The organism is Geobacillus sp. C56-T3, from assembly GCF_000092445.1.
Classification (GTDB): Bacteria; Bacillota; Bacilli; order Bacillales; family Anoxybacillaceae; genus Geobacillus; species Geobacillus thermoleovorans.
The window spans coordinates 1,419,451-1,435,488 of sequence record NC_014206.1; the positions used below are offsets into that span (position 1 = coordinate 1,419,451).

Sequence of the window (16,038 nt, forward strand, 5' to 3'; positions counted from 1 at the left end):
TTAGCCCGCCGCAGCAGGACCGAAGCGTCGCGAGCCGATGGCGGCCGGAGCTAGACAATCCGAAAAGCGGAGGCCGTAATGGCCAACCTACCAATCCATCGCGCTTCTGTTTCGTTCAGTTTTGAAGGAATGAGGATTCCTTCAGTTGCTTTGCGTCTGCGTCTACAAGTGAATTCAGAGAAGCTGGATTCCTCGACGCAAAGCTGCAAGGAAGCTGTTTCAACGTAGTTGCTTTGCATCTGTGCCTGCGTCTGCTAGCAGGTTCAGGGAAGCAAGATTCCTCGGCACAAGACTGCAGAGAAGTGAATTCAATGAAGTAGTCTCGTTTGCGTCTGCGTCTACAAGCGGATTCGGAGAAGCCGAATTCCTCGACGCAAACCAGCGAAGAAGCGAATTCAAAGGAGCTACTTCGTTCCTTGAAAACTAGATAACCGATTAACATAAGGAAGAAGCCGAGAGCGCAATAGGTTAAGCTAGAAAGGGCGCACGGTGGATGCCTTGGCACTAGGAGCCGATGAAGGACGGGGCAAACGCCGAAACGCTTCGGGGAGCTGTAAGCAAGCGTTGATCCGGAGATGTCCGAATGGGGGAACCCACTGTCCGTAATGGGGCAGTATCCATGCCTGAATCCATAGGGCATGGAGGGCACACCCGGGGAACTGAAACATCTTAGTACCCGGAGGAGAAGAAAGCAACCGCGATTCCCTGAGTAGCGGCGAGCGAAACGGGAACAGCCCAAACCAAGAGGCGTGTCCTCTTGGGGTTGTAGGACCGCTCACGATGGGAGTGAGAAAGGGACGGGGTAGACGAACCGGTCTGGAACGGCCGGCCAGAGAAGGTGAGAGCCCTGTAGTCGAAACTTCGTTCCCTCCCGAGCGGATCCTGAGTACGGCGGGACACGAGGAATCCCGTCGGAAGCAGGGAGGACCATCTCCCAAGGCTAAATACTCCCTAGTGACCGATAGTGCACCAGTACCGTGAGGGAAAGGTGAAAAGCACCCCGGGAGGGGAGTGAAAGAGAACCTGAAACCGTGTGCCTACAAGTAGTCAGAGCCCGTTGATGGGTGATGGCGTGCCTTTTGTAGAATGAACCGGCGAGTGACGATGGCGTGCGAGGTTAAGCCGGAGAGGCGGAGCCGCAGCGAAAGCGAGTCTGAACAGGGCGTCAAGTACGTCGTCGTCGACCCGAAACCAGGTGATCTACCCATGTCCAGGGTGAAGGCCGGGTAACACCGGCTGGAGGCCCGAACCCACGCACGTTGAAAAGTGCGGGGATGAGGTGTGGGTAGGGGTGAAATGCCAATCGAACTTGGAGATAGCTGGTTCTCCCCGAAATAGTTTTAGGGCTAGCCTCGGGTTTAGGAGTCTTGGAGGTAGAGCACTGATTGGGCTAGGGGCCCAAAACGGGTTACCGAACCCAGTCAAACTCCGAATGCCAATGACTTATGCCCGGGAGTCAGACCGCGAGTGATAAGATCCGTGGTCGAGAGGGGAACAGCCCAGACCGCCAGCTAAGGCCCCGAAGTGCACGTTCAGTGGAAAAGGATGTGGAGTTGCCGAGACAACCAGGATGTTGGCTTAGAAGCAGCCACCATTTAAAGAGTGCGTAATAGCTCACTGGTCGAGTGACTCTGCGCCGAAAATGTACCGGGGCTAAACGTGCCGCCGAAGCTGCGGGATGACCGTTGGTCATCGGTAGGGGAGCGTTCTAAGGGCAGAGAAGCCAGACCGGAAGGACTGGTGGAGCGCTTAGAAGTGAGAATGCCGGTATGAGTAGCGAAAACAGAGGTGAGAATCCTCTGCGCCGAAAGCCTAAGGGTTCCTGAGGAAGGTTCGTCCGCTCAGGGTTAGTCGGGACCTAAGCCGAGGCCGAAAGGCGTAGGTGATGGACAACAGGTGGAGATTCCTGTACCACCTTCTTCCCGTTTGAGCGATGGGGGGACGCAGGAGGATAGGGCGAGCAGGCGGCTGGAAGAGCCTGTCCAAGCCGTGAGGCTGATCCGCAGGCAAATCCGCGGATCATAAGGCCAAGCGGTGACGGCGACGGATGGATCCGGAAGTCCCCGATTTCACACTGCCAAGAAAAGCCTCTAGCGAGGGAAGAGGTGCCCGTACCGCAAACCGACACAGGTAGGCGAGGAGAGAATCCTAAGGCGCGCGGGAGAACTCTCGTTAAGGAACTCGGCAAAATGACCCCGTAACTTCGGGAGAAGGGGTGCTCTTTGGGGTGAAGAGCCCTGAAGAGCCGCAGTGAAAAGGCCCAAGCGACTGTTTATCAAAAACACAGGTCTCTGCGAAGCCGAAAGGCGACGTATAGGGGCTGACACCTGCCCGGTGCTGGAAGGTTAAGGGGAGCGCTTAGCGGAAGCGAAGGTGCGAACCGAAGCCCCAGTAAACGGCGGCCGTAACTATAACGGTCCTAAGGTAGCGAAATTCCTTGTCGGGTAAGTTCCGACCCGCACGGAAGGTGTAACGACTTGGGCGCTGTCTCAACGAGAGACCCGGTGAAATTATACTACCTGTGAAGATGCAGGTTACCCGCGACAGGACGGAAAGACCCCGTGGAGCTTTACTGCAGCCTGATATGGAATTTTGGTATCGCTTGTACAGGATAGGTGGGAGCCTGGGAAGCCGGAGCGCCAGCTTCGGTGGAGGCGACGGTGGGATACCACCCTGGCGGTATTGAAATTCTAACCCGCACCCCTTAACGGGGTGGGAGACAGTGTCAGGTGGGCAGTTTGACTGGGGCGGTCGCCTCCCAAAAGGTAACGGAGGCGCCCAAAGGTTCCCTCAGAATGGTTGGAAATCATTCGGAGAGTGCAAAGGCACAAGGGAGCTTGACTGCGAGACGGACAGGTCGAGCAGGGACGAAAGTCGGGCTTAGTGATCCGGTGGTTCCGCATGGAAGGGCCATCGCTCAACGGATAAAAGCTACCCCGGGGATAACAGGCTGATCTCCCCCAAGAGTCCACATCGACGGGGAGGTTTGGCACCTCGATGTCGGCTCATCGCATCCTGGGGCTGTAGTCGGTCCCAAGGGTTGGGCTGTTCGCCCATTAAAGCGGTACGCGAGCTGGGTTCAGAACGTCGTGAGACAGTTCGGTCCCTATCCGTCGCGGGCGGAGGAAATTTGAGAGGAGCTGTCCTTAGTACGAGAGGACCGGGATGGACGCACCGCTGGTGTACCAGTTGTCCCGCCAGGGGCACCGCTGGGTAGCTATGTGCGGACGGGATAAGCGCTGAAAGCATCTAAGCGTGAAGCCCCCCTCAAGATGAGATTTCCCACCGCGTGAAGCGGGTAAGATCCCTCGAAGATGACGAGGTCGATAGGTCCGAGGTGGAAGCGTGGCGACACGTGGAGCTGACGGATACTAATCGATCGAGGGCTTAACCTAGTGAGAAAAAGTGAAAAGCGCCGCGATTAGCTCTCGAAGCCAAATGTTCTTCACCCGCTGGGGTGCTTGCACCCCGAGGGGGAAGGTTATTTGGCAGAAGAGAGCTAGGCGCTGGAACTGGACAGCAAGAAAAGTGGAGGCCGCCCGCTTATCGGCGAGGTGCGCTGGAGGGCCTGCGAGCGGGCTTAGCCCGCCGCAGCAGGACCGAAGCGTCGCGAGCCGATGGCGGCCGGAACTAGACAGCGAAAAGCGCAGGCGAGCGGCTTCTTCCGACGGTTATCTAGTTTTGAAGGAATGAATTCTTCTCATGATGCGGAAGTAGTTCAGTGGTAGAACACCACCTTGCCAAGGTGGGGGTCGCGGGTTCGAGTCCCGTCTTCCGCTTTTCCATCATGCGCTCGTAGCTCAATTGGATAGAGCATCTGACTACGGATCAGAAGGTTAGGGGTTCGAATCCTCTCGAGCGCGTTTATTAACTAACTTCAAAAAAAGATATTGACAAAAAAAACAATTAGCGATTATATTTTTATTGCAGTCGTTTCTAAGACAAGTCCTAATGATATTGATCATGCGGGTGTAGTTTAATGGTAAAACCTCAGCTTCCCAAGCTGAAGTCGTGGGTTCGATTCCCATCACCCGCTTTCCTTTATTTTATCGTGAATATCGTATGGATATTGTTCCAGCAGCTCAGCTGGATAGGGCAACGAGCAAAGTCATCTTCGAAATGGCTACGAGTTGTCCCGACGCACCAAGCTTCCTTGAGTAGGCTTGTAGAGGAAGGGACAGCGGAATAATGAGAGTGTCATGATTGCTATGTCCCAGTAGCTCAGTAGGATAGAGCAGCGGCCTTCTAAGCCGTCGGTCGGGAGTTCGAGTCTCTCCTGGGACGCCATTTCCATACGAAAAGAACGCGCAAAAGGCGTTGGAACGAAGTTCCCTGATCGCTAGAAGTCCTATATGCGAGAGGGGGATTTTTTATTTGGTTATAAGAGCCGACAGTAGGAATATTGGCGTGTTCTGTCGATGATGTCCCAGTAGCTCAGTAGGATAGAGCAACGAGCAAAGTCATCTTCGAAATGGCTCCGAGTTGCCCCGACGCATCCATCTTCTTCGAGTAAGCTTGTAGAGGAAGGGGCATCGGCCCTAAGTGTAAATTATCATTTTATTTCAGCATAAAACGCCCATTTTTTTGCACATTCTTTCAGAAAGCCCTCTCCCCTTTTCTGAAGGAATGTGCTAATTTTTTTGTGAATTGTTTCGGACGAAGATTTCCATTCGTTTCAAGGAGAGGGGGAAGGAAGTGTGATCCAGTTTCACGACTTTGGCATTGACATTCAAACGTATACGGATCGTGGGAAAGGGAACGATTTTCCCGACGTGAACCAATGCCCCCACTGTCCATCCCGCCGCCCCTTGCATCGTCACGGATACTACCAACGCTATGCGTTGACGGCAGAGGGGGAGTATCGCCTTTGGATCGCACGATATCGCTGTCAAGAGTGCCGTAAAACCGTGAGTGTGCTGCCTTCTTTTCTCCTCCCGTATGTTCAATATACACGGCCGGTCATCTGGCAAGCGGTCAAAACGTGGCTCGAAACGCCAAGGCGAGGAGCGAAGACCAAACAGGTTGTTTTTCCCACCAAGGAGGTCATCTTGTTTTATGTCCGACGATTTTTACGGAATCTTTCCCGCTTGCATCACGCGGCGGTGAGAAGGTGGGGGATCATCGGCCCTGTGGGGAACGCAAGAACAGAACGGGCGGTTTGGTGGATGCAGACCTTGGAGGGACGGGGGGTGGGCTCGATCATCCAAGACCTGTGGACAAACGAGAGGTGGCATCCGTTTGCGGATCAAATTGCTTCCTGATTTTCTACTTAACACCAAAAACGGAGATGGTTGATGTTCCCACAAACCCTTCCTCTCGACGAATCTCGAGCCGTTTCGTAAGATAGGAGGCAGAGGGACCGGAACGGTCCAACATCACAGGGAGACAGGGAGGAGATCCGGATGGATGAATCGATGAGACACGACATCGCGCTGTTTCGGTACGGGCTGATCGCTCCGTTGGTGAATGGCCAGGTGGAGCCCAAAGTGTATTTGAATGAGGTGGGCGGGCGAGTGCATTCGATTCCTCATCAAGGGGACAAGCCCATTGCGGCGAAGACGATTCTGGATTGGTGCGCCCGATACAAAAAAGGGGGCTTCGACGCCTTGAAGCCGAAGCGCCGTTCGGACCGCGGCCGCTCCAGACGTCTGTCCCCCGATGATGAGGATCATATTCTAGCATTGAGGAAGGAACATCCCACCATGCCCGTGACCCTATTCTACGAACAACTCACCAAGCAGGGGGACATTCCCACCACCCTCTCATACTTTACTATATACCGATTGTTGAAAAAACACAACCTGGTGGGAAAAGAAATCTTGCCGATGCCGGAGCGAAAGCGTTTTGCGTATGACCAGATCAATGAGCTATGGCAAGGGGACTTATCCCATGGACCCACGATTCGCGTCCATGGGAAAGCCCAGAAAACGTTTTTGATCGCGTATATCGATGACTGCTCGCGGTTGGTGCCGTATGCCCAATTTTTCCCTTCGGAGAAATTTGACGGGCTGCGGATCGTCACAAAGGAAGCGGTGCTTCGTTGCGGGAAGCCGAAACGCATTTACTCGGACAACGGGAAAATTTATCGATCCGAGGTGCTGCAGTATGCGTGCGCCGAGATGGGGATTACGCTCATCCACACTCAGCCGTATGACCCGCAAAGCAAAGGGAAAATCGAACGGTTCTTCCGCACCGTACAGACGCGGTTTTATCCGCTGTTAGAGCTGAATCCGCCGAAGTCGCTTGACGAGTTGAACGAGCGTTTTTGGAAGTGGCTTGAAGAAGAGTATCATCGAAAACCGCACGCCTCACTGGACGGAAAAACGCCGCATGAGGTGTTTCAGTCCCAAGTGGAACGAGTGGTGTGGATCGAAGACATCGATTGGCTGGACGCGATTTTTCTGAAACGGGAGCACCGCAAGGTGAAAGCCGATGGCACGATCACCCTGAATAAACAGCTATACGAAGTGCCGCCTCGGTTCATTGGGCAATCGATTGAGCTCCGCTATGACGAACGAGGCGTCTATGTGTACGAAGATGGCAAACGGGTGGCGGAAGCCATTCGGGTGCGTTTGGAGGATAACGCCTATGTGAAGCGCCACCGGTCGCCGTTTGCGGCGGTTTCGGCGAAGGAGGGCGAACAGGATGTATAAAACGTTTTATTCCCTCTCGCGGGAGCCGTTTGCGAAAGAAACAGATCCGTCCGAGGCGTATCAAGGGGCGGCGTTTCAAGAAGCGCTGCGGGCGCTGGAGTACGTGAAACGAACCCGGGGGATCGGGCTGTTGATCGGAGAGCCGGGGGCGGGCAAGACGTTCGCCCTTCGGGCGCTGAAAGAGTCATTGAATCCATCATTGTATCATGTCGTCTACTTTCCGTTATCCACCGGAGGCGTGATGGATTTTTACCGTGGACTGGCCTTGGGATTAGGAGAGGAACCGAAGTACCGCAAGGTAGATCTCTTCCGCCAAATCCAGCAGGCGATCGAGCGATTGCATCATGAACGACGGATCACGCCGGTGTTCATTTTGGACGAGATGCATTTAGCAAAGGATGCCTTTTTACAAGACATCGCCATCTTGTTCAACTTTGAGATGGATTCAACCAACCCATTTGTCTTGATTTTGGCCGGGTTGCCTCATTTACAGGGGAAGCTGCGGCTCAATCAGCACCGCCCTCTCGACCAGCGGATCATCATGCGATACCGGATGGGGCCGCTGGAGAAGGAAGAGGTGGCGGGCTACATCGAGCATCGGATGAAACAGGCCGGGGCCAAGCATCCGATCTTCACCCCATCGGCGTTAGAGGCAATTGCCCTGCAATCACGTGGTTGGCCCCGTGTCATCAACACGTTGGCCACGACGTGCCTGCTGTACGGGCATCAGCTGAAAAAGGACGTCATTGACGAAGAAGTGGTGCGCATGGCTGCAGAGGAAATGGGGTATTAGCACGAAAGGGGCCAAATCGGCCTCTTTTGTGCTTTCTCTTTTCCATCGGTCCATCAGGCGCGCTGGAAATCTTCATCTGAAAGAGCGTGCAAATGTTCCGAAAGAATGTGCAAAATCCGCAATAATCCGCAAAAATTTTGCACATTATTTCAGAATCCATCTGAAATAATTTGAAAAAGGGATTCTGAAATAATGTGCTAATTTACACTAAGCCGTCGGTCGGGAGTTCGAGTCTCTCCTGGGACGCCATTTCCATACGAAAAGAACGCGCAAAAGGCGTTGGAACGAAGTTCCCTGATCGCTAGAAGTCCTATATGCGAGAGGGGGATTTTTTATTTGGTTATAAGAGCCGACAGTAGGAATATTGGCGTGTTCTGTCGATGATGTCCCAGTAGCTCAGTAGGATAGAGCAACGAGCAAAGTCATCTTCGAAATGGCTCCGAGTTGCCCCGACGCATCCATCTTCTTCGAGTAAGCTTGTAGAGGAAGGGGCATCGGCCCTAAGCCGTCGGTCGGGAGTTCGAGTCTCTCCTGGGACGCCACTTACATACGATTCGTTCGGGTTAAAATCCTCAAAACCCTTGATACGACCGCGTTTGCGGTCGTTTTTCATTTTTTGGGAATCTCGAAAAAAACGATAGGATCCGAAAAAATTTTGCACGAATTTTGCGCGGTGATCACAGGGCATTATAGAGTTCCATCATGGTTTGATCTACCTGCCGCGATTCTTTTTGTTCCTTCTCGTCTATGATGTGAGAGTAGAAATCTTCATTTGAAAGAGCGTGCAAACGTTCCAAAAGAATGTGCAAAATCCAGAATAATCCGTAAAAATTTTGCGCATGATTTCCGAATCCTCCTGAAATAATTTGAAAAAGGGATTCTGAAATAATGTGCTAATTTACATTAGGATATTATGAAGAGAATGTTAATTATATTTGAATTATAATTCTAAATATTGAGCAAAAAAACGATTAGTGTTAGTATTTGTATTGAAGGAAATATTAAGTATTTTTAGGAGATGGTTCTATGTTAACTAAGACAGGAATTGTTCTAGATCAGGTCGAAATAAATAGGAGAATAAAAGAAAAAAATTTGAAAAATTGGGAATTAGAATGTTATCAAAGTTTTAGAGATAATATTCTAGATAAGGAACATCCTTATCCTTGTTATTTTGCAGTAGAAGCTGAGAAAAAAGGTTTGTCACGATATATTTTTGTACAGTCGACAACTGAAGATGAATTATTAAGACTACGAGACGGTTTATATGAATACATTAAGACATATAGAAACATTGGGAAACGAACTACTTTAGTAACATTTTTTAAACCTCCGAAAGAAGTTGTGTATGCAGAATATTACAAAGGACAGTTTTGGAAAGTGTTACAATTTTTAATGGAGCATGATCCAGAACCATGGCCTAGAGACATTCCAACAGACCCAAATCATCCTAAATGGGAGTATTGTTTTGGGGGAGAACCTATTTTTGTTGTCTGCAGAGCTCCTATTTATCATGCAAGAAAAAGCAGATACACGTCTAATGGGCTTGAAATTACTTTCCAACCGAGAGGTACGCTTGATGATATAACAGGAGATACTCCAAGAGGTCAACAAGTAAGAGAAATGATTAGAGCCAGATTAAAACAATACGATGCAATTCCTCCTCATCCAGATATAGGAGATTATGGAGCCCCTGACAAAAGAGAATGGAAACAGTATATATTACCTGATACAAATGAAGAAAGTGTGATGAGGTGTCCATTAAAAAAGGAGCATTCCCGTTAGGAGCTTTTCCGGGGACTTGATCAAAAAAAGCCCTCTTGGTATGATGCAGGGGTGTCAAACACATCACTCACCATACCAAGGAGGACTTCAAATGAATTGTACACAAAACTATAAAATTGATCAAGTAACCGAACAAACGCTTGTCGTGGGAATCGATATCGCGAAACGAACCCACTACGCCTGCTTCGTGGATGACCGAGGACGCGTGCTTCGCAAATCGTTCCCGATCTTCCAGTCGAAAGAGGGCTTTCGCCAGCTGTATGAAGCGATTCAAGGGAGAGATTAATATATGCTAAGTAGTTTTTTTGCTTCGGTTCTTCTTGGCTTATCTTTATCAATTCCGATTGGTCCTATTAACATAGAAATGGTGAAGCGGGGAATAAAGTACGGATTTTTTCATTCATGGGTTGTCGGATTGGGAGGAATGTCAGCGGATATAGTACTAATGTTTGCCATCTTTTTTGGCTTATCCGTTTTTTTGACAAAATCTGTTGTACAGCTCATCATGTGGTTTTCTGGTTTCTTCATTTTGTGTTATTTGGGTTATGATAGCATAAAGGAGGCATTTAAAAAGGTTGAAATAACCGGAGAGGTTAACAAAGAAGGTTTATTCAAATCATATCTTTCTGGCTTCTTTATAGCTATATCGAATCCACTTAATATTGTTTTTTGGGTTAGCATCTATGGATCTGTATTAGCGATGGAATTGAATTCTATTGAAAGGTATCATGCACTTGCTAAAAGTAGTGCGATATTTCTGGGGATCGCATTATGGGATTTTACAGTAGCACTCTCTGTACATTTGGGAAGAAAAATGATAAGTCAAAAGTGGCTAAAATGGTTATCTGTTGCGGCAGGGATTTCTTTGATTGGATTTGGTATAAGCTTTGGATATAGAGCCTTTAAAACGTTTCTACATATGATATAATTTTTGGCTGTTTATTGCAAAATAAAAATGCAGAGATCTGCAGAGAATTTGGCTTAGGCCAACTTTACATGGAGAGGGGGGCGTGATAGCCTTTTTAGGCATAGCCAGCCCTTGATATTGCTGGCTTCCTGGCTTTTTCATCACGCCCCCAGAGGCTCCATGTCAAGTTGTAATTCTCTGCACTTTTCGTTGCGAAACTCTGTATTTTTTCTTTGCAGAAAACAATTTTTGGCATCAAAAGATACCTCGATCAATACGATTACTTGATTGTGTTCTGTTTGAATTTCCCATACTTTTGGCCACGCTAGATATGCGAACATCGGATATTTGTAGGTATCAAGACGGAAAGGTTTATAACGTCAGAGATTATCAGCCAGGGACGAACGCGCCTCCATTTCATGTGCGCTGCCGAACGACGACGATTCCGCATTTTGATGAATCGGAATACACAAACGGCGAAAAACGCCAGTCGATGAATGGGGTGGTGGATTCCGTTTCGTACGAAGAGTGGTATAATAAGCATATCAGAGGGCATAAGCTAGAGGTAAAGGATCCTAATGTTTATTCAGCACAATATCTTCAAAAAATGAACAAAACGTTTGAATACTTTAAAGAAAAAGGATTTATATTTAGAAGACCGGTGAAAAACGGCTGTCACGAGCAAATCAGCGGCATTTCGCCAAAAAAGAAGGCTGATTTCGCAAGGTTTTTCTAATTGAGAAACAGCTGGGACTAGCAGTATTTTGTACTCAATCACCAGCCCTTTAGAGAACATGCAGTTAACCGAGCTTTGGGCCAAAAACAAGGAAAAGGAAAAAGAGCCTTTACAAGTGAAAATGTCTTGGATGTACTCAAGACAGGTAAAAAATATCATCAGGCAGAAGGGAACAAAACGGTGTATTTTAAAGACGGTATAGCTGTCATACAAGCTAATGATACTGGCGAAATTGTTAGTATTGTTACTAGAAGCCTGGTGAAAAACGGGGCGTTGCGGGCAAATCAACGGCGTTGGATCAGAATCGCAAGCCCGTTTGGCAAAGTTTCTCTAATTGAAAAATAGGTGGGGCCCTCAATCTTCTTTACTAAATCACCAGCTTTCTAGAAAGAAACCAAAAAAAGATTGGAGGGAAATCGATGGATGATTTGTTGCGGTGCATCGAAGACTATCTTGAAGGAAATTTGCCGCCAGAGCAATTTTCTTATGATTTTCCTGCTATATATGCATCTTATTTCGATGATGGAGATTTAGACGAAAAGTACATCGACGCGTTTGATGATATTTCGGAAGCGTGCGGCTGGTATGAGCCTAACCCTCTTCATAGAGAGGATGATGATGAGTATATCGGAGAAGAAGAGCTGAGGAACAAAGTAGAGGAAAAATATCAAACGATTAAGAAATTGTTGACGAGAAGCACTTAACCTACTCGAATGGTTACGTGCTTTTTTATTTTCCCTCGTCTTTTTAGCATTTGTAGACGTAAAAGAACAAAGTGGTTCGTGGCCGTAACCACCATTGAAAGTTCCTTTGGTTGGCCTCATCGCATATTGGGTCGAATTTTGTCTTGCAAATGAAAACAAATTGAAACGTTCCTTTCGGCGAAAGTTTGTTAAAATGTATAGGATAGAAATAAAATTAGAAAACGTGCCATACAATGAACATGCATGGCAAATATACGAGTCAGGTGATCGACATGGGGTTTGAACAGCAACTTGTTCATAAAACATTTTACGAGACGCTCGTCGAGGCGGGAGAACGCGACGTTGTCAGCGCGCTTGGCGATATGTTTTTCACGGCGCATCGGGATGGCGCTGATTTGTCGTCGATTCGCTTTGCCCAAGGGGAAGTGTATTTCCACCGCCGCGACTACGAAGCGGCGATCTTGAAATGGGAACAAGTCCATCACGACGATTTGCGCCCGTGGGCGCAAAAAAATATCGCCGACAGCTACTATGAGCTTGGACGGCTCGAGCTGGCCGAGGAGCTGTACCGTTCGATTGAGACGGAAAGCGAAACGTTGCATGCGGAAATCATTTTGCGCCTGTTTTTGCTCTACCGTGAGTTGGTGGAAAACGCGAAAGCGGATGATATGATTAAGCGCGGCGTGACGTTGTATCCGGATTATCCGAACATGACCGAATGGGCGCGCGCCTTTTTCGAGGAGCAAGGTGATTGGGAAAGCGCCGTCGAGCTTGCTTTAGGAGAGGCGGTGCGGACGTCGGCGCGCCGCTGGGCGGACATTTTGACCGGTTATGTGGAACAAGGACATGCGCGAACGATGGCGCCTGCGCGGTTTTCACGCTGCCTGGCGCTGTTGTACGAAACGGATCGGGTGAAGTTTGAACGGCTTGTGCAGGCGCTATGGAACGGTTATCGGGATGGTGACCTCTATTTTTCGTGGCTCGCAGAGTGGAACCGCCTCTATGATGAGTTGTCGATCGGCCGCGACTACGACTGGAAGCGAATTCCCGGCCTTTTAGGGGAAGCCTATGCAGGATTGATGAAAGGGCCGTACCGATTGAAAGAGTTGGTGGAAGTGGTGCCACCGCTTGTCAAAAGCTGGGTGAGTTTAGCCGACGGTCCGGAGACAGCGGTGGCCGCGGCTGCCTTGTTGGCGTGGAGTGAGAAATTTCCTGAGGCGTTTGAAGAAGAGACGGTCAACGACGCCGCTAAGCGGCTCGTCCATGCGAAACGGCAAGCTGGGGAAGCGGGTGTGTCGCTATTTGAAGAAATTGCCGATTGGGCGGAAGAGCAGCGGGCGGGCTCGCATTTCCGCTTCCGCTGGTTCGTGCGGCAACTGTCCGATTCGCGGACGCATTTCGTTTTGGTCGCTGGGGCGTCGCGCCATGAGCGGTTGGCGTTTTTGCGGACGTTGGTCGGCGAGGCAGCGTTGGCGGCGCCATCTGCGCCGGTGCTTGCGTGGAGAAACGGCGGGGAGATGGAAGTGGCGAAAATCAGCGACGACCAGTTTACCGTTTTTTCGAGCATTGACGAATTTCAACAGGCAACGGGCGGCCGCGGAAGCCGATTCTCCGATGACGCTGTCATTGAATGCACGGCGCCGTTTTCACTCGTGCCGCAAGGGATTGTCTTGTTGGATATCGGCCCGCTCGGCGGACGCGCTTCATCCGACCATGAAGCGCTTGTGTCGTTTTCGCTTGCTGACAGCATTCTTTTTCTTCTCAACGGCGAGGATCCGTTTTCTAGCGCCGATGAACAGTTGATGCTGCAGCTTCGCGAGCGGGCGCCGTCTGCGCCGATGTACGTTTTGCTTCCTCCGGGCGACGGGATGGTGGATGAAGAGGAGACGGCGAGAATCGTTGAGGAAGTGGAAGCGCACGTTCGTACGATCGTTCCGGAAGCCAATGTCATGGTCTATTCGCCGCATGCGCCAAGCCGCAAGCAGCAGCAAGCCCTCGTCGGCTGGCTTGAGGAGATGCGCCGATGCGTGTCCCCTGTCCGCCGCGAGGAAGCGATTTTAACGACGATCCGCCAGTTCATCGCTCATTTGTTCCGGCAGCGGGCCGAGGCGGAAAGCCGACTGGCGGAGCTGGTCGTATGGAAAAAAGAAATGGCGGCCAAACTGAGTGGCGCCATCCATCAGCTTGGCGACCTGCAAGAGGAGAAAACGGCCAAAACGGCAAAGTCGTTCCACACCGTCTTGGCGGAAATGCGGGGCGAGCTGTTGACGGCGATTCCCGATCTGTTGCGCAGCATGGCGGATCTTGTGAGCGAAGACAGCGATTTTTCCCGCTTGCATCTTGAACTGAACAACAAAGCGAACGAACGGCTTCGCGCTTACCTTGCTGAAGAGGCGTTGCCAAAGCTGCGCCGCGCCATGGAACAGTGGATTGCAGCGACGGAAGACGAATTCAACGAATGCCAGGTGTTTTTGCATGAAATGGGCGAAGGGTTTAACGCCATGTTCGGCCAGGAACGGCTCAAGCTCGAATGCGATTTTCGCATTCTCGCCGATTGGCGGCGCGATATGGATCGGTTGATCAACGGGGTGCAAGTGGGCAAGGTGAACGTTTTCTTGCGGAGAACGCCAAGCCAGCTGCTGTTGAAAGGGGCGGGCAAACTGCTCGGTGCCTTTGCGCAAAACAAGGCGATGCTGGCGCAAAAGTATAAGCAGTTGATCCAGACGCAAGATTACGCTGAGGTGGTGGAGGCGATCATCCAGCAGTTGCTGCTGCCGTTTGAATGGTTTGCCAAATCGCTTGAGCGTGATGTCACTCAATTTTTCCATGCGCCATTGACGGCGCTCGATGAAACGTTGAAACGGCTGGAGCTGGAGATCGCTGCCCAGGAAGGCGAGCTCAAACATATGCGCAAAAACCCTGAGGCGTACCGCGACCCGCTCGTGCTCTTTGGCATTCGTTTGCGGCAATGCGAGCAGCTGGCGCAGGCGGCATCTGCCGCTGTGCACTTGCTGCAGGACGAAAACAAACCAATCCGTTCGGTCTAATGGTTCCGTGCAAAACCGTGTTTGAACGAAATAAGGCTGCGCCAACGGTCGGATCTGGCCGCTCGTTTGGCGCAGCCTTATTGTTTAGAGCTGGCGAAACCGATTACGCCAGTTCGAATGCCCAGTTGCCGCTGCGGAAAATCGGCTCGCGCTTCCCGTCTTTCGTCACGCCGTCAATGTTCAGATCAGCTGAGCCGATCATAAAGTCGACGTGGACGAGGCTGTCGTTGACGCCGCGACGGTCGAGTTCGTCTTTGGACAATGAAGCGCCGCTCTTGATATTGGTCGGATACGCCTTGCCGAGCGCCAAATGGCAAGCGGCGTTTTCGTCAAACAGCGTGTTGTAAAAAATGAGATTGGACAGCGACACCGGCGATTGGTGCGGCACGAGGGCGACTTCCCCGAGGCGGCGCGCCCCGTCATCGGTGTCAAGCAAGTGCTTAAGCGTCTCATATCCTTGTTCGGCGCTGAAGTCGACGACTTGACCGTCTTTGAACGTGAGCGTAAACCCATCGATCACGTTGCCGTTGTAATTGAGCGGCTTCGTGTTGCGCACCGTGCCGTTGACGCCGTCTTTATGCGGCATGGTAAACACTTCTTCGGTCGGGATGTTGGGATTGAAGCGCACGCCGCTTTGACTCGTCGCCGCGCCGCCGTGCCAGACGTGCCCGTCGACGAGCTCGACCGTGAGATTGGTGCCGGGCGCTTCGTAAACGAGCTGTTTGTATTGCTTGTTGTTTAAGTAATCGACGATGCGGGCGAGCCGGTCGTTATGTTCGCGCCAGGCAGCGATCGGATCGTCATGATCGATGCGGGTGATGCGGAAAATCGCTTCCCATAATTTGTCGATGGCTTCTTCATCGCGCAGATCGCCAAATACTTTTTGCGCCCACGCTGGTGTGGGGACGGAAATGAGCGACCAGCAGTTCCGATCGGCCATAATGGCGCTCCGGTAGTTGGCGAGCGCTTGAGCCGCTGTTTTATTGGCGGTCGCGATCCGCTTTGGATCGACGTCTTTTAACAAGTCAGGATTCGGGGCGTAAATGGATAAAAAGGCAGCACCTTGTTCGGCCAGCTCCTCCATCGCTCTCGCCCGCCACATCGGATACTCGGAAAACGCTTCCTCTGGGGCGTGGTGAAATTTAATGTATGTAAGCGCCTCGTCGTTCCACTCGACATACACATGCTTCGCCCCGGTTTCGTACGCCGTTTTGGCGATTTTGCGGACGAGCGGCGCCGCCTCGAGCGGGGCGTTGACGAACAGCGTTTGCCCGGGCTGAATGTTCACCCCGACTTTCACCGCCAGCTCGGCGTATTTGTCCAATTCCTTCTCCCAACGGTTCATCTTGTTCACTCCTTTTTTTGGACTCATCTCCACTTTATTATAATTCGGGCCGCCTCGCAACTTGCGGCGCT

At 50.9% G+C, this 16,038-nt stretch carries 10 protein-coding genes, 4 tRNA genes, 1 rRNA gene and 1 pseudogene; 15 read left to right on the plus strand and 1 reads right to left on the minus strand.

Translation table 11 applies throughout. The features are described from left to right. The first annotated feature begins 466 nt into the window (after window positions 1–466). The 15 genes and pseudogenes from GC56T3_RS07245 to GC56T3_RS07315 all read left to right on the plus strand — a co-directional run bounded on the left by GC56T3_RS07245 (window position 467) and on the right by GC56T3_RS07315 (window position 14,622). Window positions 467–3,395 (plus strand): 23S ribosomal RNA (locus GC56T3_RS07245). A gap of 312 nt (window positions 3,396–3,707) precedes the next feature. Next, window positions 3,708–3,779 (plus strand) — tRNA-Gly (locus tag GC56T3_RS07250). A 10-nt stretch (window positions 3,780–3,789) separates the two neighbouring features. After that, window positions 3,790–3,863 (plus strand) — tRNA-Arg (locus GC56T3_RS07255). 102 nt (window positions 3,864–3,965) lie between these two features. After that, window positions 3,966–4,036, plus strand: a tRNA-Gly gene (locus GC56T3_RS07260). Between the two features lie 174 nt (window positions 4,037–4,210). Next, a tRNA-Arg gene (locus GC56T3_RS07265) sits at window positions 4,211–4,287 on the plus strand. A gap of 410 nt (window positions 4,288–4,697) precedes the next feature. Continuing rightward, window positions 4,698–5,261 (plus strand): DUF6431 domain-containing protein, encoded by a 564-nt coding sequence (locus tag GC56T3_RS19915; RefSeq protein WP_041468322.1) that lies wholly within the window; start codon window positions 4,698–4,700, stop codon window positions 5,259–5,261. Between the two features lie 141 nt (window positions 5,262–5,402). Then, window positions 5,403–6,653: an IS481 family transposase gene (locus GC56T3_RS07275; RefSeq protein ID WP_041468321.1), complete on the plus strand. Its 1,251-nt coding sequence runs from the start codon at window positions 5,403–5,405 to the stop codon at window positions 6,651–6,653. Continuing rightward, the gene (locus GC56T3_RS07280) at window positions 6,646–7,446 is read left to right on the plus strand and encodes an ExeA family protein (protein WP_041468323.1); all 801 of its coding nucleotides are present in this window, start codon (window positions 6,646–6,648) and stop codon (window positions 7,444–7,446) included. Before GC56T3_RS07275 ends, GC56T3_RS07280 begins: the two co-directional genes overlap by 8 nt. Before the next feature lie 1,026 nt (window positions 7,447–8,472). Continuing rightward, window positions 8,473–9,228 (plus strand): YqcI/YcgG family protein, encoded by a 756-nt coding sequence (locus GC56T3_RS18500; RefSeq protein WP_013144952.1) that lies wholly within the window; start codon window positions 8,473–8,475, stop codon window positions 9,226–9,228. Between the two features lie 40 nt (window positions 9,229–9,268). Next, window positions 9,269–9,502: pseudogene (locus GC56T3_RS07290) on the plus strand (transposase); the annotation flags it as partial. Between the two features lie 15 nt (window positions 9,503–9,517). Next, window positions 9,518–10,156: a LysE family translocator gene (locus GC56T3_RS07295; protein WP_013144954.1), complete on the plus strand. Its 639-nt coding sequence runs from the start codon at window positions 9,518–9,520 to the stop codon at window positions 10,154–10,156. 295 nt (window positions 10,157–10,451) lie between these two features. Next, complete coding sequence (locus GC56T3_RS19920) at window positions 10,452–10,871, plus strand: minor capsid protein (protein ID WP_227456701.1); 420 nt, start codon at window positions 10,452–10,454, stop codon at window positions 10,869–10,871. 75 nt (window positions 10,872–10,946) lie between these two features. Next, window positions 10,947–11,216 carry a hypothetical protein gene (locus GC56T3_RS07305; RefSeq protein ID WP_041468327.1) on the plus strand — a complete coding sequence of 90 codons (270 nt, stop codon included), beginning with the start codon at window positions 10,947–10,949 and terminating at the stop codon, window positions 11,214–11,216. 74 nt (window positions 11,217–11,290) lie between these two features. After that, complete coding sequence (locus tag GC56T3_RS07310) at window positions 11,291–11,575, plus strand: hypothetical protein (protein ID WP_013144955.1); 285 nt, start codon at window positions 11,291–11,293, stop codon at window positions 11,573–11,575. Window positions 11,576–11,808: 233 nt separating this feature from the next. Next, complete coding sequence (locus GC56T3_RS07315) at window positions 11,809–14,622, plus strand: lipopolysaccharide assembly protein LapB (RefSeq protein WP_013144956.1); 2,814 nt, start codon at window positions 11,809–11,811, stop codon at window positions 14,620–14,622. 103 nt (window positions 14,623–14,725) lie between these two features. Here the strand turns inward: GC56T3_RS07315 and GC56T3_RS07320 are convergent, their stop codons facing one another. Next, window positions 14,726–15,967: an aminopeptidase gene (locus tag GC56T3_RS07320; RefSeq protein WP_013144957.1), complete on the minus strand. Its 1,242-nt coding sequence runs from the start codon at window positions 15,965–15,967 to the stop codon at window positions 14,726–14,728. Window positions 15,968–16,038: the final 71 nt, after the last annotated feature.

What these genes read in the sequence shown, in the direction of transcription:
- GC56T3_RS07295 (WP_013144954.1), top strand. Translation starts at nt 9,518, where the DNA reads ATGCTAAGTAGTTTTTTTGCTTCGGTTCTTCTTGGCTTATCTTTATCA.
- GC56T3_RS18500 (WP_013144952.1), top strand. Translation starts at nt 8,473, where the DNA reads ATGTTAACTAAGACAGGAATTGTTCTAGATCAGGTCGAAATAAATAGG.
- GC56T3_RS07280 (WP_041468323.1), top strand. Translation starts at nt 6,646, where the DNA reads ATGTATAAAACGTTTTATTCCCTCTCGCGGGAGCCGTTTGCGAAAGAA.
- GC56T3_RS07310 (WP_013144955.1), top strand. Translation starts at nt 11,291, where the DNA reads ATGGATGATTTGTTGCGGTGCATCGAAGACTATCTTGAAGGAAATTTG.
- GC56T3_RS07315 (WP_013144956.1), top strand. Translation starts at nt 11,809, where the DNA reads ATGAACATGCATGGCAAATATACGAGTCAGGTGATCGACATGGGGTTT.
- GC56T3_RS07275 (WP_041468321.1), top strand. Translation starts at nt 5,403, where the DNA reads ATGGATGAATCGATGAGACACGACATCGCGCTGTTTCGGTACGGGCTG.
- GC56T3_RS07320 (WP_013144957.1), bottom strand. Translation starts at nt 15,967, where the DNA reads ATGAACCGTTGGGAGAAGGAATTGGACAAATACGCCGAGCTGGCGGTG.